The sequence below is a fragment of the Burkholderia sp. APQ4-4ca genome, from assembly GCF_057837105.1.
Map to the genome: position 1 here is coordinate 136,394 of NZ_JBYQCG010000232.1, position 26,487 is coordinate 162,880.

General features: G+C 69.9%; 27 protein-coding genes. 18 read left to right on the forward strand and 9 right to left on the reverse strand.

Annotated elements, in window-relative coordinates; translation table 11 throughout:
• The first annotated feature begins 186 nt into the window (after positions 1 to 186).
• Positions 187 to 1,611 carry a purine-cytosine permease family protein gene (locus AC3IFE_RS28415; RefSeq protein WP_489193422.1) on the forward strand — a complete coding sequence of 475 codons (1,425 nt, stop codon included), beginning with the start codon at positions 187 to 189 and terminating at the stop codon, positions 1,609 to 1,611.
• A gap of 191 nt (positions 1,612 to 1,802) precedes the next feature.
• Positions 1,803 to 2,861: a porin gene (locus AC3IFE_RS28420; RefSeq protein ID WP_489193423.1), complete on the forward strand. Its 1,059-nt coding sequence runs from the start codon at positions 1,803 to 1,805 to the stop codon at positions 2,859 to 2,861.
• Between the two features lie 67 nt (positions 2,862 to 2,928).
• On the opposite strand, the gene AC3IFE_RS28425 is transcribed toward AC3IFE_RS28420, so the two are convergent.
• Positions 2,929 to 3,885, reverse strand: a complete 957-nt coding sequence (locus tag AC3IFE_RS28425) for a LysR family transcriptional regulator (protein WP_489193425.1) — start codon at positions 3,883 to 3,885, stop codon at positions 2,929 to 2,931.
• Positions 3,886 to 4,073: 188 nt separating this feature from the next.
• Here AC3IFE_RS28425 and AC3IFE_RS28430 point away from each other — a divergent pair, with 188 nt between their 5' ends.
• Genes AC3IFE_RS28430 through AC3IFE_RS28440 form a run of 3 tightly spaced genes read left to right on the forward strand, consistent with a single transcriptional unit; the run spans position 4,074 to position 7,734 of the window.
• A complete protein-coding gene (locus AC3IFE_RS28430; RefSeq protein ID WP_489193427.1) occupies positions 4,074 to 5,384 on the forward strand; it encodes an MFS transporter in 1,311 nt (436 codons plus the stop codon).
• A 31-nt stretch (positions 5,385 to 5,415) separates the two neighbouring features.
• Entirely contained in the window at positions 5,416 to 6,687 is a 1,272-nt protein-coding gene (locus AC3IFE_RS28435; RefSeq protein ID WP_489193429.1) for a Zn-dependent hydrolase, read from the forward strand.
• 24 nt (positions 6,688 to 6,711) lie between these two features.
• The gene (locus tag AC3IFE_RS28440; protein WP_489193431.1) at positions 6,712 to 7,734 is read left to right on the forward strand and encodes a histone deacetylase family protein; all 1,023 of its coding nucleotides are present in this window, start codon (positions 6,712 to 6,714) and stop codon (positions 7,732 to 7,734) included.
• Positions 7,735 to 7,838: 104 nt separating this feature from the next.
• Here AC3IFE_RS28440 and AC3IFE_RS28445 read toward each other — a convergent pair whose 3' ends face one another.
• The gene (locus AC3IFE_RS28445; protein WP_489193432.1) at positions 7,839 to 9,044 is read right to left on the reverse strand and encodes an MFS transporter; all 1,206 of its coding nucleotides are present in this window, start codon (positions 9,042 to 9,044) and stop codon (positions 7,839 to 7,841) included.
• 493 nt (positions 9,045 to 9,537) lie between these two features.
• Positions 9,538 to 10,449, reverse strand: a complete 912-nt coding sequence (locus AC3IFE_RS28450; protein WP_089467102.1) for a LysR family transcriptional regulator — start codon at positions 10,447 to 10,449, stop codon at positions 9,538 to 9,540.
• 166 nt (positions 10,450 to 10,615) lie between these two features.
• Between AC3IFE_RS28450 and AC3IFE_RS28455 the strand changes: the two genes are divergently transcribed.
• On the forward strand, positions 10,616 to 11,536 hold the full coding sequence (locus tag AC3IFE_RS28455) for a pyridoxal-phosphate dependent enzyme (protein WP_489193434.1): 921 nt from the start codon (positions 10,616 to 10,618) through the stop codon (positions 11,534 to 11,536).
• A 252-nt stretch (positions 11,537 to 11,788) separates the two neighbouring features.
• On the opposite strand, the gene AC3IFE_RS28460 is transcribed toward AC3IFE_RS28455, so the two are convergent.
• Positions 11,789 to 12,988 carry a DUF2242 domain-containing protein gene (locus AC3IFE_RS28460; RefSeq protein WP_489193436.1) on the reverse strand — a complete coding sequence of 400 codons (1,200 nt, stop codon included), beginning with the start codon at positions 12,986 to 12,988 and terminating at the stop codon, positions 11,789 to 11,791.
• Positions 12,989 to 13,104: 116 nt separating this feature from the next.
• Complete coding sequence (locus tag AC3IFE_RS28465) at positions 13,105 to 13,998, reverse strand: LysR family transcriptional regulator (RefSeq protein ID WP_301739448.1); 894 nt, start codon at positions 13,996 to 13,998, stop codon at positions 13,105 to 13,107.
• Positions 13,999 to 14,108: 110 nt separating this feature from the next.
• Between AC3IFE_RS28465 and AC3IFE_RS28470 the strand changes: the two genes are divergently transcribed.
• On the forward strand, positions 14,109 to 14,864 hold the full coding sequence (locus tag AC3IFE_RS28470) for a TerC family protein (RefSeq protein ID WP_489193438.1): 756 nt from the start codon (positions 14,109 to 14,111) through the stop codon (positions 14,862 to 14,864).
• Between the two features lie 90 nt (positions 14,865 to 14,954).
• A complete protein-coding gene (locus tag AC3IFE_RS28475) occupies positions 14,955 to 15,257 on the forward strand; it encodes a TFIIB-type zinc ribbon-containing protein (RefSeq protein WP_089467106.1) in 303 nt (100 codons plus the stop codon).
• 114 nt (positions 15,258 to 15,371) lie between these two features.
• On the opposite strand, the gene AC3IFE_RS28480 is transcribed toward AC3IFE_RS28475, so the two are convergent.
• Together AC3IFE_RS28480 and AC3IFE_RS28485 are read right to left on the reverse strand one after the other, a co-directional pair.
• Positions 15,372 to 15,782 carry an Hsp20/alpha crystallin family protein gene (locus AC3IFE_RS28480; RefSeq protein WP_301739445.1) on the reverse strand — a complete coding sequence of 137 codons (411 nt, stop codon included), beginning with the start codon at positions 15,780 to 15,782 and terminating at the stop codon, positions 15,372 to 15,374.
• 16 nt (positions 15,783 to 15,798) lie between these two features.
• Positions 15,799 to 16,236, reverse strand: coding sequence for an Hsp20/alpha crystallin family protein (locus tag AC3IFE_RS28485; RefSeq protein WP_089467108.1), 438 nt, complete (start codon positions 16,234 to 16,236; stop codon positions 15,799 to 15,801).
• Between the two features lie 246 nt (positions 16,237 to 16,482).
• On the opposite strand from AC3IFE_RS28485, the gene AC3IFE_RS28490 reads away from it, so the two are divergent.
• Complete coding sequence (locus AC3IFE_RS28490) at positions 16,483 to 17,400, forward strand: 3-hydroxyacyl-CoA dehydrogenase NAD-binding domain-containing protein (RefSeq protein WP_489193441.1); 918 nt, start codon at positions 16,483 to 16,485, stop codon at positions 17,398 to 17,400.
• 34 nt (positions 17,401 to 17,434) lie between these two features.
• On the opposite strand, the gene AC3IFE_RS28495 is transcribed toward AC3IFE_RS28490, so the two are convergent.
• Together AC3IFE_RS28495 and AC3IFE_RS28500 are read right to left on the reverse strand one after the other, a co-directional pair.
• A complete protein-coding gene (locus AC3IFE_RS28495; protein WP_489193443.1) occupies positions 17,435 to 17,719 on the reverse strand; it encodes a DUF4148 domain-containing protein in 285 nt (94 codons plus the stop codon).
• A gap of 166 nt (positions 17,720 to 17,885) precedes the next feature.
• On the reverse strand, positions 17,886 to 18,734 hold the full coding sequence (locus AC3IFE_RS28500) for a LysR substrate-binding domain-containing protein (RefSeq protein WP_089467111.1): 849 nt from the start codon (positions 18,732 to 18,734) through the stop codon (positions 17,886 to 17,888).
• Positions 18,735 to 19,063: 329 nt separating this feature from the next.
• On the opposite strand from AC3IFE_RS28500, the gene madL reads away from it, so the two are divergent.
• The 9 genes from madL to AC3IFE_RS28545 all read left to right on the forward strand — a co-directional run bounded on the left by madL (position 19,064) and on the right by AC3IFE_RS28545 (position 26,420).
• Positions 19,064 to 19,459, forward strand: coding sequence for a malonate transporter subunit MadL (madL, locus tag AC3IFE_RS28505; protein WP_089467112.1), 396 nt, complete (start codon positions 19,064 to 19,066; stop codon positions 19,457 to 19,459).
• 11 nt (positions 19,460 to 19,470) lie between these two features.
• The gene (gene madM, locus AC3IFE_RS28510) at positions 19,471 to 20,238 is read left to right on the forward strand and encodes a malonate transporter subunit MadM (protein ID WP_027808885.1); all 768 of its coding nucleotides are present in this window, start codon (positions 19,471 to 19,473) and stop codon (positions 20,236 to 20,238) included.
• A 131-nt stretch (positions 20,239 to 20,369) separates the two neighbouring features.
• A complete protein-coding gene (gene mdcA / locus AC3IFE_RS28515; RefSeq protein ID WP_489193447.1) occupies positions 20,370 to 22,016 on the forward strand; it encodes a malonate decarboxylase subunit alpha in 1,647 nt (548 codons plus the stop codon).
• A gap of 10 nt (positions 22,017 to 22,026) precedes the next feature.
• Positions 22,027 to 22,341 carry a malonate decarboxylase acyl carrier protein gene (gene mdcC, locus AC3IFE_RS28520; RefSeq protein WP_489193449.1) on the forward strand — a complete coding sequence of 105 codons (315 nt, stop codon included), beginning with the start codon at positions 22,027 to 22,029 and terminating at the stop codon, positions 22,339 to 22,341.
• Positions 22,338 to 23,279, forward strand: coding sequence for a biotin-independent malonate decarboxylase subunit beta (locus tag AC3IFE_RS28525; protein WP_489193451.1), 942 nt, complete (start codon positions 22,338 to 22,340; stop codon positions 23,277 to 23,279). Before mdcC ends, AC3IFE_RS28525 begins: the two co-directional genes overlap by 4 nt.
• Entirely contained in the window at positions 23,266 to 23,973 is a 708-nt protein-coding gene (gene mdcE, locus AC3IFE_RS28530) for a biotin-independent malonate decarboxylase subunit gamma (RefSeq protein ID WP_489193453.1), read from the forward strand. Before AC3IFE_RS28525 ends, mdcE begins: the two co-directional genes overlap by 14 nt.
• Entirely contained in the window at positions 23,960 to 24,628 is a 669-nt protein-coding gene (gene mdcG / locus AC3IFE_RS28535) for a malonate decarboxylase holo-[acyl-carrier-protein] synthase (protein ID WP_089467920.1), read from the forward strand. Before mdcE ends, mdcG begins: the two co-directional genes overlap by 14 nt.
• Positions 24,625 to 25,491: a triphosphoribosyl-dephospho-CoA synthase MdcB gene (gene mdcB, locus AC3IFE_RS28540; RefSeq protein ID WP_489193455.1), complete on the forward strand. Its 867-nt coding sequence runs from the start codon at positions 24,625 to 24,627 to the stop codon at positions 25,489 to 25,491. Before mdcG ends, mdcB begins: the two co-directional genes overlap by 4 nt.
• Entirely contained in the window at positions 25,488 to 26,420 is a 933-nt protein-coding gene (locus tag AC3IFE_RS28545; RefSeq protein WP_489193457.1) for an acyltransferase domain-containing protein, read from the forward strand. Before mdcB ends, AC3IFE_RS28545 begins: the two co-directional genes overlap by 4 nt.
• Positions 26,421 to 26,487 lie beyond the last annotated feature (67 nt).

Genomic DNA, 26,487 nt, shown 5'->3' on the forward strand with positions numbered 1-26,487 from the left:
ATACAAGATCATCCGCTGGCAATGTCGGCACACGTCGTGCCGCTTGCGCGCCAGCGTGCTGACCGTGCATGCGTGGCGCATGCCGGCGATCCACGGCGCCCCGCATCCGCCGAGCCGAAAGGGCGGCTCGCAGCTTCCTGTCCCGTTCAAACCATGTGTGGTCCTGAGTATTTTGGAGATTGACCCGTGTCAACGAATTCCAGTGGAAAAGCCGGCGGACTGATCGAGGTACGCTCGATCGACTTCATTCCCGACGCCGAGCGCCACGGCGGCCTGCTGAGCCAGTTCACGCTGTGGCTGTCGGCGAACATGCAGATCACGGCCATCGTCACGGGGGCGCTGGCGGTCGTGCTCGGCGGCGACGTGTTCTGGTCGCTGTTCGCGTTGCTGCTCGGCCAGCTCGTCGGCGGCGCGGTGATGGCGCTGCACGGCGCGCAGGGGCCGCAGCTCGGGCTGCCGCAGATGATCTCGAGCCGCGTGCAGTTCGGCGTGTATGGCGCGATGATCCCGATCGTGCTCGTGTGCCTGATGTACATCGGCTTTTCCGCGAGCGGCTCGGTGCTGGCCGGGCAGGCCGTCGCGCAACTGCTGCACGTCGACGACGCGGCCGGCATCCTGCTGTTCGCGGCCGTGATCGTCGTGCTGACCGTGTTCGGCTATCGCGCGATCCACTTCGTCGGCCGGATCGCGAGCGTGGTCGGCATCGTCGCGTTCGTCTACATGTTCGCGCAACTGTTCGCGAACCACGACGTCGGCTCGCTGCTCGCGAACCGGCATTTCTCGCTCGCGAGCTTCCTGCTCGCGATGTCGCTGTCCGCGTCGTGGCAGATCGCGTTTGGCCCGTACGTGGCCGACTATTCGCGCTACCTGCCGCGCTCGACGTCGTCGGTCGCGACGTTCGTCGCGGTCGGTCTCGGCTCGGTGATCGGCGCACAGGCGGCGATGGTATTCGGCGTGTTCGCGGCCGCGCTCGCCGGCAGCCAGTTCGCGCACCATGAGGTGGCGTACATCGTCGGCCTCGGCTCGACGGGCGCCGTGGCCGCGCTGCTGTATTTCAGCATCGCGTTCGGCAAGGTGACGGTGACGGCGCTCAACGCGTACGGCAGCTTCATGTCGATGGCGACGATCGTCAGCGGCTTTCGCGGCAAGGGCGCGGTATCGTCGAAGAGCCGCCTCGTGTACATCTTCGGGATGATCTGCGTATCGACGCTGATCGCGCTCGCGGGCCGCCATTCGTTCCTGAAGGAATTCACCGCGTTCATCCTGTTCCTGCTCGCGTTCTTCACGCCGTGGAGCGCGATCAACCTGGTCGACTACTACTGCTTCACGCGTTCGCGCTACGACGTGCCGGCGCTGTCCGATCCCGATGGCCGCTACGGCCGCTGGAACGTGATGGCGATCACGATCTACGTGGTCGGCATCCTGGTGCAGCTGCCGTTCATGTCGACGCACATCTACACGGGGCCGCTCGTCGACGCGCTCGGCGGCACCGACATCTCGTGGATCCTCGGCCTCGTCGTGCCGGCCGCGCTGTATTACGTCGCCGCCCGTGCGTCGCGGCGCAGCATTCCCGAACGCCTGATCCTGCCGCTCGAACGCGGCGAGGTCTGACACCGGCGTATCACGTCGTTGGTCGGGCCGGTTTGCCGCCGGCCTGAGCGGCCTGAGCGGCCCGATGCGCCGAACCGGCGCGACCGGCAACCGCATCACACATCACCTTCGTTATCCACGATGCCGGCATGGCGGACCACCGTGCCCGGCATCGTTCCATTCTCCTTTCATTGAATAGTATGGCTAATAAAATGAACGCGCGAGGACATCGTTCCCGGGTGCGATCGGCGCATGCCGGTCTTCGGATGGCCGTCGCGGCCGCTTGCGCCGCCGCTTCGGGCGCCGCGCTCGCGCAGGACGGCGTCACGCTGTACGGCGTGATCGACGAATTCGCGCAGGTCGTGAATACGGGCAACGGCTATACGGCCGCGATCAACTCGGGCGGCCAGTGGGGCAGCCGGTTCGGGCTGAAGGGCGGCGAGGAGATCGGCGGCGGCCAGAAAATCGAATTCGCGCTGGAAAACGGCTTCAATCCGAACGACGGCTCGCTCGCGAGCGCGGGCAGCATGTTCAACCGACAGGCATGGGTCGGCATCGCGGGGCAGTGGGGCAAGGTGCGCGCGGGCCGACAGAATTCGCCGCTGTTCAACGACCAGGGCGGGCAGGATGCGTTCGGCGGCGTCACGCAGGCGTCCGGCATGGACAACCTGACCGTGTTCGCGTTCCGCACGAGCAATACGCTGTCGTACCAGAGCCCGGAGATCGCCGGTTTCCAGGGCGGGCTGTACTTCGGGTTCGGCGATGCGGGCGGCGTGCGCTCGGCCGGCTCCAGCCAGCAGTTCGACCTGACCTACGAACACGGTCCGTTCGGCGCATTCGTCGCGGGGCAGTGGTTGAAGAACGCGGCGGCGACCACGACCGATCGCACGATCATGGCCGGTGCGTCCTACGAAATCGGCAAGGCCACCCTGTATGGCGGTTTCTCCGCGGTGAAGTGGGCGGATCTCGGAATCGATTCGCGCGTGTACGGGCTGTCGGTCAAATACCAGTTCAACCCGGCCAACTATGTCGCGCTCGGCTACGCGTACCTGCACGACCAGTCGTCGCAAGGCAACCATGCGGATCAGCTCGGGCTGATGTACGAGTACGACCTGTCGAAGCGCACGAGCTTCTACGGCGCGCTGTCGTACCTGCGCAACCGCAACCAGGCCGGCTACACGCTCGCCGGCGCGGCGAACCCCGGCCTGCCGCTCGCGTATCCGGGCGCGAATGCACGCGGCGTGCAGCTCGGCATCGTGCATCGCTTCTGACGTACACACGCGGCGCGACGCGCCGGGCCGGATGCGCCCGGCGCTTTCTCCGGGCGCGTTCGGGCCGTCATTTCCCGAGCCGCTCCGCGAGCGAGTAGCGCTGCATGCAACGCTCCATCGCGTCGAGAAACGCATGCTCGGCCGCGTTCATCTTGCGATCGCGATGCCACAGCAGGAACACGTCGACGTCGACGAACCCGTCGTCGGGCGGCAACCGCCACAGCCGTTGCTGCGCGATGTCGTCGCGCACGATGTGCTCGGGCAGGCAGCCGATCCCGTAGCCCGCGAAGATCAGCCGCCGCACTTCGTCGAGGCTCGGCGACGACGCGACGATGCGCCCCGTGAAGCCCTTCTGGTCGCGGAACACGGTGAGCGGCGACAGGCTGTCGCCGATCTGGTCGCTCGTGAACGACACGAAATTCTCCGCGAGCAGATCGTCCATCCGCAATTGCGTCTGTCCGAACAGCCGGTGATGGCGGCCGCAATAGATCGCATAGCGCTGGCGCAGGAAGCAGCGCATCTCCAGCTTGTCGTGCGGCGTGCGGCACAGGCCGAGCCCGGCCGTGGCCGTTTTCTGCAGCAGCGAGGAGAGGATGTCCGACGAACGCATCACTTCGATCTGCAGATCGATGCGCGGATACGCGCGATGGAAGTCCGCGAGGAATTCGTCGTAGACGGGCGATTCGATACGGCTCACCGTCAGCAGCCGGATCGAGCCGGTCAGGTCGGCCGTGCTGTCGTCGATTTCGGTTTCGAGGCGCGAGATGCCGCCGTAGATGTCGCTCGCGATCCGGTAGACGGCTTCGCCGGCCGGCGTCGGCGCGAAGTGCGCGCCGCGCCGCTCGATCAGCCGGCGCTCGAGCGTCTCCTCGAGCCGCCGCAGCGCCTGGCTCACGGCCGGCTGCGTGACGTGCAGGCGCGCGGCCGCGCGGCTCACGCTGCGCTCCTGCATGATCACCAGGTAGGTGCGCAGCAGGTTCCAGTCGAGGCGATCGTTCAGGAACGGGGCGAGGTCGGGGCGCATCGGGTCTCCGGGCAGGCGGCGAGCAGGCATTAGTTGAATTTATACAGCGAATAATAACTTGAAATTTGACTAATGATTTGCGGCCACCGATAAAGGAAGGGCGCCGCAGCGTGCGGCGCGACGCCGCGACAGACGGCCGTCACCCGATATTGCGTGTCGCGCCGCCGCGGCGCGCGTCAGGAGCCCGCATGACTCACTCCCTTCCTTCCGCCCGCCAGCCGGCACGCGCCGCGACGGCCGCCTTCATCGGCACGATGATCGAGTGGTACGACTTCTACATCTACGCGACCGCGGCCGCACTCGTGTTCGGCGAGCTCTATTTCCCGTCGCACGACCCGTTCGTCAGCACGATGGCGTCGTTCGCGACGTTCGCGGTCGGCTTCTTCGCGCGTCCGCTCGGCGGCGTGATCTTCGGCCATCTCGGCGACCGCATCGGCCGCAAGAAGGCGCTGATGACGACGCTGATGATGATGGGCGTCGCGACCGTGTGCGTCGGGCTGCTGCCCGCCTATTCGAAGGTCGGCGTCCTCGCGCCGGTGCTGCTCGTCGCGCTGCGCGTCGTGCAGGGGATCGCGGTCGGCGGCGAATGGGGCGGCGCGGTGCTGATGGCGGGCGAGCATGCGCCGCAAGGGCGCCGCACGTTTTTCGCGTCGTTCGCGCAGCTCGGCAGCCCGGCCGGGCTGATCCTGTCGCTGATCGCGTTCCGCGCGGTCACGTCGATGGACAAGGCCGACTTCCTCGCGTGGGGCTGGCGCCTGCCGTTTCTCGCGAGTTCGGTGCTGCTGGTGGTCGGCATCCTGATCCGGCTCGGCGTGAACGAGTCGCCGGAATTCGCGCGGGTGAAGGAAACCCACCGCACGGTGAAGCTGCCGGTCGCGGAAGTGTTCCGTTCGGCGTCGGGGCTCGTGCTGCTCTGCATCGGCGCGAACACGATCGGCATCGCGGGCGTCTATTTCACGAACACGTTCATGATCGCGTACACGACGCAATACGTCGGCGTGTCGCGTTCGCTGATCCTCGACAGCCTGTTCGCGGTCGCGATCATCCAGTTCTTCGCGCAGCCGCTTGCCGCGTGGATCGCCGAGCGTATCGGCGGCGCGCGCTTCCTGAAGCTCGCGGCGCTGCTCGCGATGCTGTCGCCGTATCCGATGTTCATGCTCGTGCAGGGCGGTACGTCCGCGTCGCTGATCGCGGGCATCGCACTCGCGGTGGTGTGCATGGCCGGTTTCTATTCGGTGATCGCGGGCTTCGTCAGCGACGTGTTTCCCGCCCACGTGCGCTATTCGGCGATCTCGCTCGCTTACCAGATTTGCGGCGCGATCGCGGGCGGCCTGACGCCGCTCGTCGGCACGTGGCTCGCGCATCGCTTCACGGGCCAGTGGTGGCCGCTCGCGGTGTTCTACACGTGTCTCGCCGGCATTTCGCTGCTCTGCATCGTCGCGCTCGACGCGCGCCGCGCGGCGCAGCCGGCCGCCGCCGAAGCGCTCGGCTCGCACTGAACCTCAACGAACGAATCGATCCGGAATCCATATGAACGACCTGCTGGAAATCGACGGCGCCCGCCTGTGGCAGAGCCTGGCCGACATGGCGCGCGTCGGCGCGACGCCGCGCGGCGGTGTGCGGCGCGTCGCGCTCACCGAGGACGACCGGCGCGGGCGCGACCTGTTCGCGCAATGGTGCCGCGACGCGGGGCTCACGGTCAGCGTCGATGCGGTCGGCAACCTGTTCGCGCGGCGCGACGGCGCCGATGCGCATGCCGCGCCGGTGCTGATCGGTAGCCATCTCGACACGCAGCCCGAAGGCGGCCGCTTCGACGGCGTCTACGGCGTGCTCGCCGCGCTTGAACTCGTGCGCACGCTGAACGACGCGGGCATCGCGACCGACAAGCCGCTCGAGATCGTGTCGTGGACCAACGAGGAAGGCGCGCGCTTCGCGCCGGCGATGCTCGGCTCGGCCGTGTTCACGGGCGCGTTGCCGCTCGACGACGCGCTCGCGAAGCAGGATGCCGACGGCATCACGCTCGGCGTGGCGCTCGACGCATGCGGCTATCGCGGCACGCGCGCAACGGGTGGCGCGGTCGACGCGTATTTCGAGGCGCATATCGAACAAGGGCCCGTGCTCGAGGCGAACGGCACGACGGTCGGCATCGTCACGGGCGGGCAGGCGATCCGCTGGCTCGACGTGACGGTGACGGGCGTGGCCGCGCACGCGGGCACGACGCCGATGCCGTATCGCAAGGACGCGTATTTCGCGAGCGCGCAGATGGCGCTCGAACTCGAACGGATCGTCGCCGCTTATGCACCGCGCGGGCTCGCGACGATCGGGCAGGTCGGCATCCGCAACGCATCGCGCAACACGATCGCCGGCGAGCTGACGTTCACGGTCGACCTGCGGCATCACGACGATGCCGAAGTCGATGCGATGGAGCGCGACCTGCGCGAAGCGTGCGCTCGCATTGCTGCCGCGCGCGGCGTGCAGTTGGCGATCGACACCTGCTGGCGCAGCCCGGCGACGCCGTTCGATCGCGATTGCGTCGGGCTGGTCGCGCAGGCGGCCGCCGCGTTCGGCTACACGCACGAGCGGATCGTGAGCGGCGCCGGCCACGATGCGATCCTGCTCGCGCGCCGTTTCCCGACCGCGATGGTGTTCATTCCGTGCGTCGACGGCCTGTCGCACAACGCAGCCGAGGATGCGTTGCCCGACGACGTGACGCGCGGCGCGAACGTGCTGCTCCAGGCGGTGCTGGCGCGCGCGGGCATCGCGGCGCGCGTCGACGCGGCGGTTGCCGCGCACGGTGCCTGATCCGGCGAATCGACGAGGACTCCGATGAAAACCTATTTCCATCCCGAACAACTGCTGCACCATCCGCGCAGCTATCTGTCGCGCGGCCGGATGCGCGAGCCGCAGGAAGTGCCTGAGCGGGCGGCGCGACTCGTCGCGGCCGTGCGGTCGCTCGATTTCGACGTGCGCGAGCCGGCCGACCGTGGCACCGCGCCGATCGCGGCCGTGCACGACATGAACTACCTGCGCTTTCTCGAGGATGCGCACCGCGACTGGAAACGGATGCCCGACGACTGGGGCGACGAAGTGATGTCGAACGTGTTCGTGCGCGATCCGAACCCGCTGCGCGGCGTGCTCGCGAAAGCCGCGCGCTATCTCGCCGACGGCAGTTGCCCGGTGGGCGCGAACACGTGGCGCGCGGCGTACTGGTCCGCGCAGGGCGCGCTGGCCGCCGCGGCCGACGTCAACGACGGCGCGTGCGAAGCCTACGCGCTGTGCCGGCCGCCCGGCCATCATGCGCGCCGCGACGCGGCCGGCGGCTTCTGCTACCTGAACAACGCGGCGATCGCCGCGCAGGCGCTGCTCGGCCGCCATCGCCGCGTCGCGATTCTCGATACCGACATGCATCACGGGCAGGGCGTGCAGGAGATTTTCTATGGCCGCGACGACGTGCTGTACGTATCGATTCACGGCGACCCGACCAACTTCTACCCGGTCGTCGCGGGCTACGAGGAAGAGACGGGGGTGGGCGCCGGCGACGGCTTCAACCTCAACCTGCCGATGCCGCACGGCGCGCCGGAATCGACGTTCTTCGAGCGGCTCGACGACGCGCTGCGCGCGCTCGCGCGCTTCCAGCCCGAGGCGCTCGTGCTCGCGCTCGGCTTCGACATCTACCAGGACGATCCGCAATCGCAGGTCGCGGTCACGACCGACGGGCTCGGGCGGCTCGGCGGTGCGATCGGCTCGCTCGGGTTGCCGACGGTGATCGTGCAGGAGGGCGGCTATCACCTCGAAAGTCTCGACGCGAACGCGCGCGCGTTCTTCGGCGGGTTCGCCGCGGGACGCTGACTTGAGCCGTCGGAACCGACCGCACGCCGAAAATGAAAACGGCCGCATCGCGCGGCCGTAAAAAAGCGAGCGGAAGGTTCCCGGCAGTCCGGACGTGCCCGCGCTTACGAATTCGCGGCGGCCGGCGAGCGGCGACGCTGCGTGACCTGCAGCGTGACGAGGCCGAGCCCGGCGGCGGCGATCAGCGCGCCGACGAGCGGCACCGCCGCGTAGCCGAACCCGGCCGAAATCGCCGCACCGCCGGCGGCGGCGCCCACCGCGTTGCCGAGGTTGAACGCGCCGATGTTGACGGCCGACGCGAGGCCCGGCGCTTCATGGGCCGCGCGCATCACGCGCATCTGCAGCGGCGGCACGACCGCGAACGTCGCGGTTCCCCAGACCAGCAGCGTGATCGCGGCGCCTGCGTGGGTCGAGGCGAGCAGCGGGAACGCGGCCATCGTCGCGATCAGCAGCAACAGGAAGCCGATCAGCGTGCCGTCGAGCGAGCGGTCGGCGAGACGCCCGCCCGCGATGTTGCCGATCGAGAAGCCGACGCCGATCAGCACGAGCATCGCGGTCACGAAGCCGGGTGTGGCGCCCGTCAGGTGCTCGAGCGTCGGCGCGACGTACGTATAGAGCGTGAACATCGCGCCGGCGCCGAGCACCGTCGTCGCGAGCGCGCCGAGCACGACCGGGCGCGTGAGCACGGAGAGTTCGGCGCGCAGGTCGGGCATCTTGCCGGCTTCGCCCTTCGGTAGCGCGGCGAACAGGCCGGCGATCGCGACGAGGCCGAGGCCCGCGGTCGCCGCGAACGACATGCGCCAGCCGATCATCTGGCCGAGCCAGGTCGCGGCCGGCACGCCGCCGACGTTCGCGATCGTCAGGCCCATGAACATCGTCGCGACCGCGCTGGCCTGCTTCTCGCGCGGCACGAGGCTCGCCGCGACCACCGAGCCGAGCCCGAAGAACGCGCCGTGGTTGAGGCTCGTCACGAGGCGGGCGAGCAGCAGCGTCGTGTAGTCCGGTGCGGCGGCCGACAGTAGGTTGCCGATCGTGAAGATCGACATCAGCGCGATCAGCGCGGCGCGGCGCGACCAGCGCGCGAGCAGCAGCGTCATCAGCGGCGCGCCGACCATCACGCCGATCGCATACGCGCTGATCAGCATGCCGGCTTGCGGAATCGACACGTGCACGCCGTCGGCGATCACGGGCAGCAGGCCCATCGGCGAGAACTCGGTCGTGCCGATGCCGAACGCGCCGGCGGCGAGCGCCAGCAGCGGCAGCGCGGCGCTGCCGCCCGGGCGGGGCGGAGAGGAAGTCGTGGGGTTCACGCGGCGGGCTCCTGTAAGCGGGCGACAACGGCACGACGCCATTGAGGACAGCTCGAAGTGTGCCTGCGTTACTTTTGCGGAAAAAGCCGCATCGGGACGAAATTATCTTGATTTCATGTCAACAATGCGGCGCGTGGGCGACGTGTGGGACGTGATTCGATGCGCGACAAGAAAAAAGCCCCGACCACAGGGGGGCCGTGGCCGGGGCGGAAACGCATCCTCTCTTTGGCACGAGGAATTGGATGCGCGGGCAGTATATTTCGGGCCAGGACGATTCGAATCGGCGTTAAACGGCCGTTTTTGGTGTCAATTTGAAAATAGCGTCGTCGTGACGCCGTCCGTCGGCGTTCTGAAAGATTTTTCGGCGGCACGGCGGTGTCGTTTAGTGCGCAAAAACAGCGAAAACGACGAGATCGCGGAGGAGCGATTCCGTCCATCGGCCGGCGCTGCAAGTCGCATCGCCCGATCGCGCGCCGATGCAGCCGTCGTCCGTTCAGCCCGGTTCGCCGGCCGCATCGCGGACCGCCGCGAGAAACCGCGCGACGACGGGCGACGGGGCCGCCGCCGCGCCGTCGAACACGAACTCGATGTCGAAGCGGCTCGCGAGCTCGTCGAGCGCGACGAGCCGGACCGTGCGCGGGCAGGTCGGCGACGCGCTCTCCGGCACGAACGCGCAGCCCATCCCGGCCGCGACGAGGCCGATCAGCGTCGGGATGTCGCTGCCGACCTGCGCGATGCGCGGCGTGAAGCCGGCCTGCTCGCACTGAGTCATCAGGAACCGGTGGTGCGCGGCGGAGCGCTGTGCATCGAACCAGACGAACGGCTCGTTCGCGACGTCGGCCAGCGTGCGTGGCGCGATGAAGCGGCCGCCCGACGGCGCGGGCATCGCGAGCACGAAGCGGTCGCTCAGCAACCGCACGCCCGTCAGGTGCGGCGCTTCCTCGCGACGCCACGCCATGATCCCGGCGTCGAGCTGGCCGCGCATCAGCGCGCTCGCCTGTTCGGCCGACAGCATCGGCGCGATCGACAGTTTCACGTCCGGGCACGCATCGCGAAACGCCTTGAGGACGTTCGCGACGACCGGCAGCGGCAGGCAGTTCGGCAGCGCGCCGAGCCGTAGTTCGCCGAACTGGCCGGCCGCGCTGCGCAACGCGCGCTCGCGACTGTCCTGCAGCATCGCGAGGAGGCCGGTCGCATCGTGCAGGAAGCTCGTGCCGGCCGCCGTGAGCGTGACGCCCGTCGCGCGACGAATCAGCAGCGGTGTGCCGATCGCGTCCTCGAGCTCGCGAATCTGTCGCGACAGCGCGGGTTGGACGATGCCGGCCGCGCGGGCGCCGGCCATCACGCTGCCGGCCTGGGCGACGGCGACGAAGTAGCGCAGGTGACGCAGTTCGATCTGGCGCATGCGGTGAGGTGTCGGATGGGGTGGATGGGTATGCCTGTGGAGCATAGCAAATGCCATTCGATGGTATTGGAAAGCATGGCTGGCCCGGCGTACGATGACCGTCATTGCCGTATTCGCTCCGTCGCGCATCACGCGCGTTTTCTCCATCCTCATAGCGTTCCGTCCCATGCCGCTTCATATCCCGACTCCTTATATCCGTTCGTCGATCGCATCCCGTCGGCTCGGCACGACCATCCGGCTGAAGCTCGAGGCGCTGCAGCCGTCGGGTTCGTTCAAGCTGCGCGGCATCGGCGCCGTGTGCGAGGCGCGGCACGCCGCCGGCGCGCGGCGATTCGTGTCGTCGTCGGGCGGCAACGCGGGTATCGCGGTCGCGTACTGCGGCCGCGAGCTCGGCGTGCCGGTGCGCGTCGTCGTGCCGGAAAGCACGTCCGGGCGGGCGCGCGAACTGATCCGCGTCGAGGGCGCGGAACTCGTCGTGCACGGCGCGAGCTGGGCCGAGGCGAACGCGTTCGCGCAGTCGGGGCTCGACGCGCACGACGCGTTCGTGCATCCGTTCGACGATCGCATGCTGTGGCAGGGCCACGCGACGATGATCGACGAGATGGCGGCGGCCGGCCCGAAGCCCGACGCGGTCGTGCTCGCGGTCGGCGGCGGCGGTCTGCTGTGCGGCGTGCTCGAAGGGCTGGCGCGCAACGGCTGGCACGACGTGCCGGTCGTCGCGGCCGAGACGGAGGGCGCCGACTGCTATGCGCGTTCGGTCGCGCAGGGGCGTCCGGTCGAGCTGGCGGCCATCACGAGCATCGCGACGACGCTCGGCGCGAAGCGGCCGTGCGACGCGGCGGTCGAATGGGCGACACGCCACGCGATTCATCCGGTCGTCGTGTCCGATGCCGACGCGGTGGCTGCGTCGCTGCGGTTTCTCGACGAACACAGGATCGTCGTCGAGCCCGCGTGCGGCGCGGCGCTGGCCGCGCTGGAGCGGCCGGTGCCGGTGCTCGAGTCGGCAGCGGACATCGCGGTGATCGTCTGCGGCGGCGTGACCACGCCCGTCGAGGATCTGCAGACGCTGCGCGCGACGTTGCGGTAGGCGAGGGCGTCGGCAAACAGCGCGGTCGCGACACGGCAGGTCGCTTGCGATTGTCGCGCGCGGCGACTGCGAGTCTGGGGCGCCCGTGGCTGAGTGTGGCGCGTCGATGTTGCCCTGTCGTCAATCCCGCGCGGCCAATCGCGGCCGGCGCACAGCCGGATGAGCGGAAACGACTTCAGGGAATAAGGCGGAAGGGATGCGTATCGTCGCGCCGCGCCGCATGCGGCCGGGCGCGACGGTACGGGCGCGAGATCAGTTCGTGGTGGCCGCGCTCGCGCCGGACGGCGTGGATGATGTGACCGCGGCAGCCGGCGCAGGCGATGCGCTCGACGGCGGCGATGCCGATGCCGAGAGCGATGCGGGTGTGGACGCCGCTGACGAAGGCGCGGTCGAAGACGAGGACGGCATAGCGGTGGCCGCGGATGCGGCCGGTTCCGGAAGAGCCGGGGGCGGGGAAACCGGCGCCGCCGTCGAACCGGAGGTCGACGAAGGTGCGGGTGCGGGCGCGGTTGCCGGACCGGAAACCGGCTTGGGCGCCGAAGCCGGTGCGGCACCCGACGCGGGAGCCGGAGCAGGGGGCGATGCCGGCGCCGGGCCGGCGGCCGAAGCCGGTGCAGGCGCAGAAGCCGCCGCGGGTGCCGCCGCCGAAGCCGGCACCGCTCCTGACGCCGCCGTCGGCGGCGCCGCACGCATCGCAGCCGGCGCCGCGACGGCCGATGCTGCGGCCGGCACGGCATTCGCGCCCGACCCCGGCGCGACACCCGTCGCCGACAGCGGCACCGGCGCCGCGGGCGGCGTCGGCACGACCGGCGTCGTCATCTTCAGCGGTTCACCCTGCGGCGTCGGCGCGGGCTCGGGCAGCGGCGCGACGGGCTCCTTCTCCGCGGCCTTCACGGTCGCGCGGTCGCGGCGCGCCGGGTCGATCTTCAGGAAATGGTCGACGAGCGTGAAGAAGCGCTCATAGAACACGCCGGCGGGAATCGTCTCGCTCGCGGTCTTGACGAGCGCGTCGTCGCTCGACCCGATCGGCAGCGACAGCGAGCCGAACACGCTCAAGCCCACGCTGGCCGACGTATTCGATTTCTTCAGCGTATAGCGGTCCTGCACCGCGTTCACGTACGCGATGCTCGACGCGCCGTCCGCCGTCGCGTCCGCGCACACGACGTGAAACTCGATCACGACGTGCATGTCGTTGCTCGGCTGGAAATTCTTGCTGCCGTCGACCGCGTCGTTGCGCGACGACGACACCACGTAGCCCTGGCTCAGCAGCGCGCGCCGCGCGGCCTCGCAGGCCGCGTCGGATTTCGCGTGGAACGTGTGCGCGTAAGGGCTGGTGGTCGCGTCGAACTGTTCCTGCTGATAGATCGGCTTGGGCGGCGACGAGCATGCCGCCAGCACGGTCGCGACCGCGAGCGCGCACGAAACGGAAAACAGGCGAAATCGATTGTGCATGGCGTCTTTCAGAAGGCTCGGCAAGCGGCGGCGCAACGGGGAGGCCCGGATTAATGCGCGCGCACGTCTCGTATGGCCGGGGCGACATTATAGTTTCCTTTGATGTCGCGCTCGCTTCAGTCGGCCGGCGCGCCGCGCGCCGCGGCCAGCAATTGCGACGTCAGCGGATGATGTTCGCCGCGCCGCGAGCGGATCGCATGGATTTCCTCGGTCACGTCGCCCGCGCGCCCGAGCCGCCGGAGCCCGCGCAGCAGCGACGCATCGTTCGCGCCGAGTTCGCTCAGCGGGAACACGCCGAGGCCGCGCGCCGCGAACACGGCCATCAGCGCGCTGTCCTCGAACTCGCCGGCCACGCGCGGCACGATCCGTTCGCTTTCCAGCCACAGGTCGAGACGCGCGCGCAATGCCGAATGCGCGGTCGGCAACAGCACCGGCAGGTCGGCCAGGCACTGTGGAAAGCGCTGCCGCGCGGCCGGCGTGACGAGCGCCGCGGGCCCGTACCAGTCGACCGGCGACGCGACGAGCCGCTCGCTCGTCACGCGCAGATTCGACCCCGACGGCGCACCCTGGCCGGCCAGCACGAGATCCAGGTGATGCAGCGCGAGCTCCGCGAGCAGCGCGTCGTGCTCGCCTTCGTGGCACAGCAGCCGCAGCGTGGGCGTGTCGAGCACCGGGGCCAGGATCGCGTGCGCGGCGAGCTTGGAGATGCCGTCCGCGAGGCCGACCGCGAGCCGCACGGTCGGCTGGCTGGCCGCCGCGCGCACGTCGTCGGGGATCTGCCGCCCCATCTCGAAGATGACTTCCGCGCGCGCAAAGGCGGCCTGCCCGGCGTCGGTCATCGCGACGCCGCGCCCCGCCGGGCGCAGCAACTGGTGCCCGAGCGATTTCTCCAGCTCGCGCACCTGCGCGCTGATCGTCTGCACGGCCATGTCGAGCCGCTCGGCCGCCCGAGCGAAGCCGCCTTCCTTCACGACGACCCAAAAATAGTACAGATGTCGAAAATTCAGCATCGCAGCGCGATATATCGGAAAAACCGAACCTAAAGTCAGATTATCGCTGATTTTTTCGAACTTTGGCGTAGCCTATCATCGGGCTTTCCACTTTCGTATCGGCCCATCCCATGGACTACCTGCTGACGCTTGCCGCCGACCCCGCCGTCTGGGCCGCGCTCCTGACGCTCGTCGTGATGGAAGTCGTGCTCGGCATCGACAACCTGATCTTCATCTCGATCCTCAGCAACAAGCTGCCCGAAGCGCAGCGCGCCCGCACGCAGCGCCTCGGCATCGCGCTCGCGCTGGTGATGCGCCTCGCGCTGCTCGGCAGCGTCGCGTGGATCGCGAGCCTGACCGAACCCGTGTTCACGCTGTTCGACCATGCGTTCTCGTGGCGCGACCTGATCCTGCTGTTGGGCGGCCTGTTCCTCGTGTGGAAGGCCACCACCGAGATCCATCACCACGTGTCGCACGACGGCGACGGCGCGGGCGGGGCCGCCGGCGCGGCCGGCCTGACGATGTGGGCCGCGATCGGCCAGATCGTGATGCTCGACATCGTGTTCTCGATCGACAGCATCGTGACCGCGATCGGCATGACCGAGCACGTTCCGATCATGTTCGTCGCCGTGATCGTCGCCGTGAGCGTGATGCTGTTCGCCGCGCAGCCGCTCGCACGCTTCATCGACCGCAACCCGACGATCGTGATGCTCGCGCTGTCGTTCCTGGTCGTGATCGGCATGACGCTGATCGCCGAAGGGTTCGGTTCGCACGTGCCGAAGGGGTACATCTACGCGGCGATGGCGTTCTCGGCGTTCGTCGAGGGCATGAACATGCTGGCGCGGCGCGCGAAGGCGAGGCGGGCCGCGCACGCGGCGCGCGACTGAGCCGGCGCGGGTGACGCCGGCCGCCGCGGCGGCCGGTTCGCGCGCCTCATACGGAATCCGGATGAAATTCGCACGGAAAGGAGAAACGCGATGAAATGTCCTGTCTGCAAGACGCCCGACCTGCTGATGGCCGAGCGCCAGTCGATCGAGATCGACTACTGTCCGAGCTGCCGCGGCGTGTGGCTCGATCGCGGCGAGCTCGACAAGCTGATCGCCCGCGAGACTGGCGATGCGCCGGCCCGCCGCGACGCCGCGCCGGCGCAACACGATGCGCATGCGCCGCGCGAGCGCGACGACGGTTGGGGGCGCGACGGCCGCTCGCACGACGAGCGTCATCGGCACGACGGCCGGCGCCGCAAGAAGTCGGTGTTCGACTTGTTCGATTTCGATTGAATCTGCCGTCCGCGTGGCTGATCGCGCGCGGCTCGATGCAAAAAAAAGCCCCGCCCGGCATCGCGCCGGCGCGGGGCTTTTTCATGCGCGTCGCGTCAGGACACGCGTCGACGCTTACGCATTGCCGGCCGTCACGTCGATGCGGCGCGGGCGCGTTTCCTCGCGGCGCGGAATCGTCAGCGTCAGCACGCCGTCGCGCAGGTTCGCGTCGATCCGCGACGTGTCGAGATCGGCGCTCAGCACGAACGACCGCGCATAGCGCGTCGAACGGATTTCCGCATGTCGCACGCGCAGGTCGGCCGGCGTGTCGATCTGCGTCGCGGCTTCGATCGTCAGCGTATTGTCGTGCACCTTCACGTCGAGGTTCTCGCGCGGCACGCCGGGCAGGTCGGCTCGCAGCGTGACGCCGCGCGCGTCCTCGACGATGTCGACGGACGGGGTGATCGCGGGCCGGCGCGCGGCTTCGGCGGCGGCAGCGTGAACGGTGCTCGGGTGGCGTTCGGCCAGGGTCGGGTTCGTGTTCATGTCGGTATCCTGAAGGTTACTGAATGGTGATCGCACGCGGCTTCGAGGCCTCGCGCCGGCCCACGCGAATCAGCAGGCAGCCGTTCTCGTAGCGGGCGCTGACCTGGTCCGGGTCCGCGTCGCGCGGCAGTTCGACCACGCGGCGGAACGCGCCGTGAAAGCGCTCCTGCGCATACGTGCGCACGTCGTCGCCTTCGCGCGGCGCCGGTTTGCGCTCGCCGCTGATCGTCAGCAGATCCTTGTCGATCGACACGTCGAAGTCGGCCGCGGCCATGCCGGGTGCGAACGCGACGATCTCGATCGCGTCGTCGGTGGCGCCGACGTTGAGTGCGGGAAACGCGCCGGCGCGCCCCGCGCGGATGCCCGACGGGCGTTCGCCGAGGAGGCTCGCCATCTGCCGCTGTACGCGGGCGAATTCGTCGAACAAGTCGTAGCCGTGATGGATACCGCTCATGTTGGTCCTCCTGAACAGGGAACGCGGGAGACGCGACGGCGCGACGCCTGCGGCGGGCGCGACGGCGGCTCCACGGGATCGATAACGGGGGCGGTGCGTTGCATGCGGCACTGCCAGCCGACGCTTAATTAGTGGCCGCCATCACGCATTTCAAGAGGGAATCTGCAATCTGCATCGACGCGCGCGCGCGGGATTCGATGCGACAATCGCCGCGACATATCCGCAGACCAACCTCACGGGACAACCATGGACATTCGACGTATCGCGATCGTCGGCGCCGGCGTGATCGGCGCGAGCTGGGCCGCTTTCTACCTGACGCAAGGCTTCGACGTCGTCGCGACCGACCCGGCGCCGCACGCCGACGCGCGGCTGCGCGACGCGCTCGCCGCCTTCCTCGGCGAGCGGGCCGCCGAGCTTTCCGCGCGGCTGTCGTTCGACGCCGATCTCGTGCGCGCGCTGGACGGCGTCGACTTCGTGCAGGAGAACGGCCCGGAACGGCTCGACCTGAAGCGCGCGCTGTACCGCCGGATGGACGACGTGCTGCCCGCGCACGTGCCGATCGCGTCGAGCTCCTCGGGCCTGAAGATGTCCGAGATCCAGACCGCGTGCGCGAAGCATCCGGAGCGCTGCCTGATCGCGCATCCGTTCAATCCGCCGCACCTGATCCCGCTCGTCGAGCTGGTCGGTGGCGACGCGACCGGCCAGGACGTGATCGCGCGCGTGAAGCAGTTCTACGATGCGCTCGGCAAGCAGACGATCGTGCTGAACAAGGAGATGACCGGCCACGTCGCGAACCGGCTCGCGGCCGCGCTGTTCCGCGAGGTGTATCACCTCGTCGGCGAAGGCGTCGTGAGCGTCGCCGATGCGGACAAGGCCGTCGCGTGGGGGCCCGGCCTGCGCTGGGGGCTGATGGGGCAGTGCCTGACCTATCACCTCGGCGGCGGCGCGGGCGGGATCGCGCATTTCCTCGAACACCTGTCGGGGCCGATCACGAGCTGGTGGGACGACCTCGGCACGCCGTCGTTCGATCCGGAAGTCGATCGGAAGCTGACCGATGCGCTGCGCGCGATCCAGGGCGAGCGCTCGATGCAGGAACTGGCGGCGGAGCGCGACCGGTTGCTCGTCGAACTGATCGACGCGCGGCGCCGCAGCTTCCTGCCGTGATCCTGATCGCGTCGCGCCGGCGCGGCGGCGCCGGTCATTGCTGCGAGGTCGTCTGGCTGGCGGGCGGCACGCGGGCCAGCCACGCGGGGCTCGCGGCCTGCACGAGTTCGCGGTTGCGCGCACGCGTCGCGGCATTCGGCGGGTAGTTGCCGTCGTTGGTCGGCAGTTGGCCGTCGAGATAGGCCTGCTTGAGCTGGTCGATGACTTCCGCGCGCGTCAGGCCCTGTTGTGCGGGGGCCGACGCGTCGGTCTGGGCAAAGGCGGGGGAGAGCAAGGCGGCTGCAGCGGTCGCGACGGCGAATCGCAGGACGTTCTTCATGGCGGGCTCCGAGCAAGGGGACGGGTACCGGACGCGCGCGGCGATGCGCGGTGCGTTCGGATCGGGCCCATTGTCGCGAGCGGGTGCTGCGCGGACGATGACGCGTTCCGGGCAAGGCTGTCAGGCGCGGGCGCGCCCGCGCCTGTGTGCGATGCCTGCGGTGCCGTTACAACTCGGCCGCCGCCGTGATCAGCGTGGCTTCGAGCGCGAGCGTCGAGCGCGACGCGGCCGCCGGGCGATCGATCACGTATTCGAGTTCGCCGAGTTCCGGCAGGCCCGCGTCGAGCCGCGCGAGCCCGGCCGGGATCACGTAGCCGGCGAACGCGCTGACGCCGAGCCCCGCGCTCGCGGCGGCGCGCAACACCGCGACGCTGCTGCTCACGACGGCGATCCGGTACGGCCGCCCGACGGCCTCGAGCGATTCGAGCACGCGGCGGCGCGACACGCTCGGCTCCGGATGCATCGCGAGCGGCAGCACGGCCTCGTGGCCGGTGATCCGCGAATCGGGGCCGGTGCACCAGTACAGCGGTTCGCTGCGGATCACACGGCCGCGCCGGCTGCCGGCGATCCGCTTCGCGAACACGAGATCGTGCCGGCCCTCGTCGAGCGCGTCGAACAGGTCGCCCGACAGCCCGGTCGAGATTGCCAGCTCGACGTCCGGGTTGCGCTGCACGAAGCTCGCGAGCGCGGCCGTCAGGTGCGCCGACGCGAAATCCTCCGACATCGCGAGCCGCACCTTGCCCGACAGCGGCGGCCCGCAGACCGACGTGACGGCCTCGTCCATCAGCTCGAGGATGCGCACCGCGTAACGGAACAGCGCGTCGCCGTGCTGCGACAGGTGCACGTTGCGCGTGTCGCGCTCGAACAGCGGCCGGTCGAGCAGCTCCTCGAGCCGGCGGATATGCTGGCTGACGGTCGACTGCGACAGGTTCACGCGCTCGGACGCGGCGGTGAAGCTGCCGGACTGGGCGACGGCGACGAAGCTGCGCAGCAACTCGGGCGGTAACGGACGCATTGCTAAATCCACTGAATCGGTTTCGACAACTTCATAAATGGCCGGATTTTGCGGCGCTAGTATCGGATCACGCGCCCGTGCGGCCTCCGCCAACGAGGGGCACCGGACGCGTAGCCCGTGTCGCGCCGCCGATGGCATCGGTCAGTCTAAGCCATCCGGCGTCCGGCCCGAAACCGCATCATCCCATCGACCCCGAGAACGTGCTCGCACGACGAGCCGCCGGGCCGCGGCGCCCCGCCGCAGGAGACAGACAGTCCGCCCGGGATCGGCGTGCGGGCCTGGCTCCCGCGCGCGTCAGGCACCCGTCACGAAGAGACTGGAGACGACTCATGATCATCTACGGAACCGCGCTGCTGGCGTTCTGCCACCTGGCCGGACTGTTCCTCGGCGACCTGCTCGGCAGCGCGATCGGCGTGAAAACCAACGTCGGCGGCGTCGGCATCGCGATGCTGCTGCTGATCTGCCTGCGCCTCTGGCTGCACCGGCGCGGCTGGATGCCGAAGGAGACCGAGGCGGGCGTCGGTTTCTGGGGCGCGATGTATATCCCGGTGGTCGTCGCGATGGCCGCGAACCAGAACGTGGTCGCCGCGCTCAAGGGCGGGCCGGTCGCGCTGCTGGCCGCCGTCGGCGCGGTCGCGATCTGCGCATGCTGCATCGCGGTACTCGCGCGCACCGGGCGCGACGACACGGCCTTCGCGGGCGTGCCGCAATTCGAAGAACAGTGAAGGAGGCCGCCATGCTGCAGATGCTCGAAAAAACCGTCGCCCACAACGGGCTCGTCGCGTCGTTCGCGCTGGTCGGCCTGATCATGTGGCTGTCGTCGATCGCGTCGCGCAAGCTCACGTTCGGCCGCGTCCACGGCTCGGCGATCGCGATCGTGATCGGCCTCGTGCTCGCCTACGTCGGCGGCGCATTCACCGGCGGCGAGAAGGGGCTGGCCGACGTCAAGCTGTTCGCCGGTATCGGCTTGATGGGCGGCGCGATGCTGCGCGATTTCGCGATCGTCGCGACCGCGTTCGAAGTGCAGCCGACCGAGGCGCGCAAGGCCGGGCTCGTCGGCGTCGTGTCGCTGCTGCTCGGCACCGTGCTGCCGTTCATCGTCGGCGCGTGCGTCGCGCGCGCGTTCGGCTATACCGACGCGGTCAGCATGACGACGATCGGGGCCGGCGCCGTCACCTATATCGTCGGGCCCGTCACGGGCGCGGCGATCGGCGCCAGTTCCGACGTGATCGCGCTCAGCATCGCGACGGGGCTCGTGAAGGCGATCATCGTGATGGTCGGCACGCCGGTCGCGGCCAACTTCATGGGGCTGAAGACGCCGCGCTCCGCGATGATCTTCGGCGGGCTCGCCGGCACCGTCAGCGGCGTGAGCGCGGGCCTTGCCGCGACCGACCGCCGGCTCGTGCCGTACGGCGCGCTGGTCGCGACGTTCCATACCGGCGTCGGCTGCCTGCTCGGGCCGTCGCTGCTGTTCTTCACGACGCGCGCGCTGGTCGGCGCGTAGGGCGATGCGACGCGGCCCGCGCGCGGGCCGCATCCATCGCGGCGTCCTCTGAGTCGCATTCTGCAACATCATCAATCGGCAGCGGCGCCAGGCTTAGAATGCCGCTGAACCATCGAAGCGGAGAACTGTTCATGACCGGATGGAATCACGCGCGGCAGGCGCGCGATGCACGCGTCGCGGCCGGCGCGGCTTACGCGCAGGGCAAGCGGGTCGACGCGCGCGACGCCGTCGCGTTGCTCGAGGCGGTGCTGCGGCCCGGCGATCGCGTGTGCCTCGAAGGCGACAACCAGAAGCAGGCCGATCTGCTCGCCACCGCGCTCGCCGACGTCGACAGCGCGAAGATCCACGACCTGCACATGGTGCAGTCGGGCGTCGTGCTGCCCGAGCACCTCGACGTGTTCGAGCGCGGCATCGCGAAGCGGCTCGACTTCGCGTATTCGGGCCCGCAATCGCAGCGCATCGCGAAGCTGCTGTTCGGCGGCAAGATCGCGCTCGGCGCGGTGCACACCTATCTCGAACTGTTCGCCCGCTACTTCATCGACCTCACGCCGCAGGTCGCGCTGATCGCGGCCGTGAGCGCCGATCGCGACGGCAACCTGTACACCGGGCCGAACACCGAGGACACGCCGACCGTCGTCGAGGCCACCGCGTTCAAGGACGGCGTCGTGATCGCCCAGGTCGACCGCATCGTCGACAAGGTGCCGCGCGTCGACATCCCGGGCGATCGCGTGCATTTCGTCGTCGAGGCCGGCCGGCCGTTCTACGTCGAGCCGCTGTTCACGCGCGACCCGGCCGCGATCACCGAAACGCAGATCCTCACCGCGATGCTCGCGATCAAGGGCATCTACGAGCCGTACGGGATCAAGCGCCTGAACCACGGGATCGGCTTCAACACGGCCGCGATCGAGCTGCTGCTGCCGACCTACGGCGCGAAGCTCGGGCTGAAGGGCAAGGTCTGCACGCACTGGGCGCTCAATCCGCATCCGACGCTGATTCCCGCGATCGAATCGGGCTGGGTCGAGCAGATTCACTGTTTCGGCTCCGAAGTCGGGATGGACGACTACATCCGCGCGCGCTCCGACGTGTGGTTCACCGGCCCCGACGGGTCGCTGCGCTCGAACCGCGCGTTCTGCCAGACGGCCGGCCTCTATGCGTGCGACATGTTCATCGGCTCGACGCTGCAGATCGACCTGTCCGGCCATTCGTCGACGGTCACCGCCGAGCGCATCGCCGGCTTCGGCGGCGCGCCGAACATGGGCAGCGACGCGCGCGGCCGGCGCCATCCGAGCGAGCCGTGGCTGAAGGCGGGGGCCGAAGCCGACCCCGACACGCCGGCGGCGCTGCGGCGCGGCCGCAAGCTCGTCGTGCAGATCGGCGAGACGTTCGGCGACAAGAACGTGCCGATGTTCGTCGAGAAGCTCGACGCGCTGAAGCTCGCCGACAAGCTGCAGCTCGACCTCGCGCCGATCATGGTCTACGGCGACGACGTCACGCACATCGTCACCGAGGAAGGGATCGCGAACCTGCTGATGTGCCGCGACAAGGACGAACGCGAGCACGCGATCCGCGGCGTGGCCGGCTATACGGACGTCGGCCGCGGCCGCGACAAGAGGATGGTCGAGCGGCTGCGCGAGCGCGGCGTGATCCGCCGCCCGGAGGATCTCGGCATCGATCCGCTCGACGCCGACCGCCGCTGGCTCGCCGCGCGTTCGATCAAGGATCTCGTGCACTGGTCGGGCGGGCTCTACGCGCCGCCGGCCCGGTTCCGCAACTGGTGAGGAAGAGGGCATGGAACAGTTGAACTATCGCTTCACCGCGCGCGAACGCGCGAAGGGCGAGCAGGCCGCGGCGCTCGTCGGCGTGGTCGCGTCCGGCAATCTCGAGGTGCTCGTCGAGCGCGTGCTGCCGGGCAACGAATGCGAGATCGACATCCGCACCGCGGCCGTCGGGTTCGGCGCGGTGTGGCAGGCGGTCGTGTCGGATTTCGTCGAACGGCGCACGCCGGGCGGCCTGAAGCTGTCGATCAACGATGGCGGCGCGCGGCCCGACATGGTGTCGCTGCGGCTCGCGCAGGCCGTGCGCGCGATCGAGGGGAACGCATGATGAGCGACATTCGTCACATCCATGACGCTCCCGCGTTCGTCGCGAACGCGGCGAGCTGGTATGAAGCATCGGCGCGGCAACGCATCGACGGGCTGCTCGACGCGGGCAGTTTCAGCGAATTCCTCGGGCCGGCCGAGCGCGTGACGAGCCCGCACCTGCCGCTGTTCGGCCTGCCGCAGCAGTTCGACGACGGGATGGTGGTCGGCCACGGCCGGCTCGACGGCCGGCCGGTGTTCGTCGCCGCGCAGGAAGGCCGCTTCATGGGCGGCGCGTTCGGCGAAGTGCACGGCGCGAAGCTCACCGGGTTGCTGCGCGCCGCGCGCGACGTCGGCAAGCCGGTGCTGATCCTGTTCGATACGGGCGGCGTGCGGCTGCAGGAAGCGAACGCCGGCGAGCTCGCGATTGCCGAGATCATGCGGGCACTGGTCGAAGCCCGCGCGGCCGGCGTGCCGGTGATCGGGCTGATCGGCGGGCGCGCGGGCTGCTACGGCGGCGGCGGTTTGCTCGCCGCGTGCTGTTCGGCGCTCGCGGTGTCGGAGCAGGGGCGCATCAGCGTGTCGGGGCCTGAAGTGATCGAGACCAATCGCGGCGTCGAGGAATTCGACTCGAAGGATCGCGCGCTGATCTGGCGCACGATGGGTGGCAAGCATCGGCGGCTGATCGGCGGTGCCGATCGTTACGTGGCCGATACGCCGGACGCGTTCCGCGCGGCCGCGCTCGACCTGATCGGCCGCGCGCCGACGTTCGATGCGGCGATGCTGCGCGCGGAACAGGCGCGTCTCGACGCGCGGGTCGAACGGTTCGGCGGCTGCAAGGATGCGCTCGACGTCTGGCGCGCGCTCGGCGCGGACAAGCCGGAAGCGATTCCCGGCATGCCCGACGATGCATTCGCGAAGCTCGCCGATCAACTGCAGGAGCCGCAGCATGACGCTCGATGAAGTACTGAACTCGCTGTTTCCCCGAGGCCATTCGATTGTGCGCAATGGCGGCCTGCTGACGGGCCACGCGGAACTGGCCGGCACGCGCGTCGACGTGATCGGTGTGTCCGACCGCCTGCCGTTCGGCATCGACGAGGCGCTGACGCTCGCATCGCGCGTGCTCGACACGATCGAGCGCGGCGGCGATACGCCGATCGTCGTGCTGGTCGACAGCGACAGCCAGCGGATGAGCAAGCGCGACGAATTGCTCGGCCTGAACGAAGGGCTGTCGCATCTCGCAAAGTGCCTGATGCACGCGGATCTCGCCGGACACCGGACGATCGGCGTGCTGTACGGCCACACGGCCGCGGGCGCGTTCATCGCGACCGCGCTCGCGACGCGCACGCTGCTCGCGGTGCCGGGCGCCGAACCCGAGGTGATGGACCTGCCGTCGATGTCGCGCGTGACCAAGCTGCCGATCGACGTGCTGAAGGAGATGGCGCGTTCGACACCGGTGTTCGCGCCGGGGCTCGACAACCTCGTGAAGATGGGCGCCGTCGACGCCGTGCTCGATCCGTCCCGCGCGCTCGACGCGCAGGTCGGCGAATGGCTCGGCAAGCCGGCCGAGCGCGTCGACCGGCGCGCGGCGCGCGGCCGGCCGGTCGCGACCGACGTGGCCGCCCGCGTCGAGGCCCTTGCGCGTGCCGCACGCTGAGCTGCCGCTGCGCCGCCACACGCTCGTCACGCTGACGGCGGCCGGGTGGGGCGCGGCCTTCGCCCGTGACCCCGCGCTCGCGGGCGATCCGCTCGTACGCGCATGGGCCGAGCGCGGCTGGCCGCTGATCGTGCGTCGCGCGTCGCCGGATGAAGCCGCTGCCGGCCGCGTGCCGCTCGGCCTGCCGCTGCCGCCGTCGGCGGGCAAGCGGCGCATCGCGCTGAACGTGGCCGCCGACATGCTCGAAACGGTCGGCCCGCTACCGGCATTGGCGGACGTCCTCGCCGTAGCGCCCGCCGCGTGGCATGCGCCGCTGCGCGAGCTCGATGCGCTCGGCGCGCGCTGCGGCGTGCAGGGCCGCGTGTTCGGCAGCCTCGCCTGGCAGGCGCTGACCGGCGAGCCGTACCTGAGCGCGTCGTCCGATCTCGACATCGTGTTCCCGCTGCCGGACGCCGCGTCGCTCGCGCCGCTGCTCGACGGTCTTGCGGCGATCGACGCACGCGCGCCGATGCGTATCGACGGCGAACTGCTGCGCGACGACGGCGCGGGTGCGAACTGGCGGGAACTGCACGCGCGGCTGCCCGAAGTCGCGGTGAAGACCGCGACTACCGTCGAATTGATGCGCGTCGATGCATTCATCGGAGGCACCGAATGAACGCCGGGGCTGCCTGCCGCGTCGCGTCGCCGTCGGAGGCCGAGCGCATCGCCGCGCTGGCCGAGCGCAGCCTCGTGCTCGAGATCGACACCTATCCGAAGCCGGGCCTCGTCAGTCACGTCGACACCGGCAGTCACGCGGACATGGACGCCACGACGTTCGCGCGCAGCGCCGCCGTGCTGCGCCCGTACTTCGCGGAACTCGCCGACGCGGGCGCGCGCGATGCCGACATGGCCGTGCTGCGCAAAATAGGCCTGCGGGCCGAGCACGCGATGCTCGCCGCGACCGGCGGCGTCAATACGCATCGCGGCGCGATCTTCGGGCTCGGGCTGCTGTGCGCGGCCGCCGGCCGGCGTGCGTTGCCGGGTGCCGTACCGGACGGCACGACGCTCGGTGCGTTCGTGTCCCGCCGCTGGGGCGTCGAGATCCTCGGCGGCCCGCGTTTGCCGGACAGCCACGGCGAGCGCGCGAGCCGCCGCTACGGTGTCGGCGGTGCGCGTCGCGAGGCGGCCGACGGCTTCCCGACCGTGTATGCGATCGGACTGCCCGCGCTGCGCCGCGCCCAGCGCGACCTGCCGGACGACCCGGAAGCCGCGCGCATCGACGCGTGCTTCGCGCTGATCGCCGCGCTCGACGACACGAATCTGCTGCATCGGGGCGGTCAGGACGGCCTCGATTTCGCCCGCGCGACCGCCCGCGCGTTCGTCGCGCGCGGCGGCGTGCGCGCGCGCGACTGGCGGTTGCGCGCGGTAGCCGCGCATCGTGCGTTCGTGGCGCGCCGGCTGAGCCCGGGCGGCGCGGCCGACCTGCTCGCGATGAGCGTGTTCGCCGATGCGCTCGAAGCCGAAGGATGTGCGCGATGACGCTGGCCATCCTGTGCTCGGGGCAAGGCGCGCAACGTGCCGACATGTTCGACCTGACCGGATCGGCGCCGCAGGCCGACGCACTGTTCGCGCACGCGGGCCGGCTGCTCGGCGACGATCCGCGCACGTGGGTCCGGCGGGCCGGGCCCGACGCGCTGCAGGAAAACCGCGCCGCGCAGATTCTCTGCACGGTCCAGGCGCTCGCGGCGGCCGCGCTGCTCGGCGCGGTGTGGCCGCGCCGGCGCTGCGTCGCGGGCTACAGCGTCGGCGAGGTCGGCTCGTGGAGCGTCGCGGGGATGATCGACCCGCACGACGCGCTCGACCTGGCCGATGCGCGTGCACGCGAGATGGATGCCACGAGCGGCGGCGACGAGCGGATGGCGTTCGTGCGCGGCCTGACGCGGGCGCGACTGGCGCAGCTGTGCGACGGTCGCGACGCGGCCATCGCGATCGCGAACCCCGGCGATGCGTTCGTGGTCGCGGGGCGGCACGCCGATGTCGCCGCCGTAGCCGACGACGCGGCGCGCGCCGGCGCGCTGCGTGTCGCGCCCGTCTGCGTGCGGATCGCGTCGCACACGCGCCGGCTCGCGGCGGCCGTGCCGGCATTCCGCGCGACGCTGGCCGCGACGCGCGTGCGCCGGCCGTTGCCCGGCACGCGGCTGTTCTCGGGCATTGACGGCGCGTCGGTGCTCGATGTCGATACGGGCCTCGACAAGCTCGCGCGGCAGATCGCGGAGCCGGTCGAGTGGGCGGCCTGTCTCGCCGCATGCGTTGAGGCCGGCGCGAGCGCGTTTCTCGAACTCGGTCCCGGGCGGGCGCTGGCGGAAATGGCCGGCGGCGCGTATCCCGCGCTGCCCGCGCGCAGCGTCGCGGATTTCCGTTCCGTCGACGGCGTGACGAGCTGGCTCGCGCGCGTCGCGGCCGGCTGATCGGCGGGTCGAAATCCGGCTTGAAACACAGTCACGGGGCACCTGTTCCGCACGGTGTGTTGCGCCG

What these genes read in the sequence shown, in the direction of transcription:
- AC3IFE_RS28420 (WP_489193423.1), top strand. Translation starts at nt 1,803, where the DNA reads ATGAACGCGCGAGGACATCGTTCCCGGGTGCGATCGGCGCATGCCGGT.
- AC3IFE_RS28425 (WP_489193425.1), bottom strand. Translation starts at nt 3,885, where the DNA reads ATGCGCCCCGACCTCGCCCCGTTCCTGAACGATCGCCTCGACTGGAAC.
- AC3IFE_RS28430 (WP_489193427.1), top strand. Translation starts at nt 4,074, where the DNA reads ATGACTCACTCCCTTCCTTCCGCCCGCCAGCCGGCACGCGCCGCGACG.
- AC3IFE_RS28435 (WP_489193429.1), top strand. Translation starts at nt 5,416, where the DNA reads ATGAACGACCTGCTGGAAATCGACGGCGCCCGCCTGTGGCAGAGCCTG.
- AC3IFE_RS28440 (WP_489193431.1), top strand. Translation starts at nt 6,712, where the DNA reads ATGAAAACCTATTTCCATCCCGAACAACTGCTGCACCATCCGCGCAGC.
- AC3IFE_RS28450 (WP_089467102.1), bottom strand. Translation starts at nt 10,449, where the DNA reads ATGCGCCAGATCGAACTGCGTCACCTGCGCTACTTCGTCGCCGTCGCC.
- AC3IFE_RS28455 (WP_489193434.1), top strand. Translation starts at nt 10,616, where the DNA reads ATGCCGCTTCATATCCCGACTCCTTATATCCGTTCGTCGATCGCATCC.
- AC3IFE_RS28460 (WP_489193436.1), bottom strand. Translation starts at nt 12,988, where the DNA reads ATGCACAATCGATTTCGCCTGTTTTCCGTTTCGTGCGCGCTCGCGGTC.
- AC3IFE_RS28465 (WP_301739448.1), bottom strand. Translation starts at nt 13,998, where the DNA reads ATGCTGAATTTTCGACATCTGTACTATTTTTGGGTCGTCGTGAAGGAA.
- AC3IFE_RS28470 (WP_489193438.1), top strand. Translation starts at nt 14,109, where the DNA reads ATGGACTACCTGCTGACGCTTGCCGCCGACCCCGCCGTCTGGGCCGCG.
- AC3IFE_RS28475 (WP_089467106.1), top strand. Translation starts at nt 14,955, where the DNA reads ATGAAATGTCCTGTCTGCAAGACGCCCGACCTGCTGATGGCCGAGCGC.
- AC3IFE_RS28480 (WP_301739445.1), bottom strand. Translation starts at nt 15,782, where the DNA reads ATGAACACGAACCCGACCCTGGCCGAACGCCACCCGAGCACCGTTCAC.
- AC3IFE_RS28485 (WP_089467108.1), bottom strand. Translation starts at nt 16,236, where the DNA reads ATGAGCGGTATCCATCACGGCTACGACTTGTTCGACGAATTCGCCCGC.
- AC3IFE_RS28490 (WP_489193441.1), top strand. Translation starts at nt 16,483, where the DNA reads ATGGACATTCGACGTATCGCGATCGTCGGCGCCGGCGTGATCGGCGCG.
- AC3IFE_RS28495 (WP_489193443.1), bottom strand. Translation starts at nt 17,719, where the DNA reads ATGAAGAACGTCCTGCGATTCGCCGTCGCGACCGCTGCAGCCGCCTTG.
- AC3IFE_RS28500 (WP_089467111.1), bottom strand. Translation starts at nt 18,734, where the DNA reads ATGCGTCCGTTACCGCCCGAGTTGCTGCGCAGCTTCGTCGCCGTCGCC.
- madL (WP_089467112.1), top strand. Translation starts at nt 19,064, where the DNA reads ATGATCATCTACGGAACCGCGCTGCTGGCGTTCTGCCACCTGGCCGGA.
- madM (WP_027808885.1), top strand. Translation starts at nt 19,471, where the DNA reads ATGCTGCAGATGCTCGAAAAAACCGTCGCCCACAACGGGCTCGTCGCG.
- mdcA (WP_489193447.1), top strand. Translation starts at nt 20,370, where the DNA reads ATGACCGGATGGAATCACGCGCGGCAGGCGCGCGATGCACGCGTCGCG.
- mdcC (WP_489193449.1), top strand. Translation starts at nt 22,027, where the DNA reads ATGGAACAGTTGAACTATCGCTTCACCGCGCGCGAACGCGCGAAGGGC.
- AC3IFE_RS28525 (WP_489193451.1), top strand. Translation starts at nt 22,338, where the DNA reads ATGATGAGCGACATTCGTCACATCCATGACGCTCCCGCGTTCGTCGCG.
- mdcE (WP_489193453.1), top strand. Translation starts at nt 23,266, where the DNA reads ATGACGCTCGATGAAGTACTGAACTCGCTGTTTCCCCGAGGCCATTCG.
- mdcB (WP_489193455.1), top strand. Translation starts at nt 24,625, where the DNA reads ATGAACGCCGGGGCTGCCTGCCGCGTCGCGTCGCCGTCGGAGGCCGAG.
- AC3IFE_RS28545 (WP_489193457.1), top strand. Translation starts at nt 25,488, where the DNA reads ATGACGCTGGCCATCCTGTGCTCGGGGCAAGGCGCGCAACGTGCCGAC.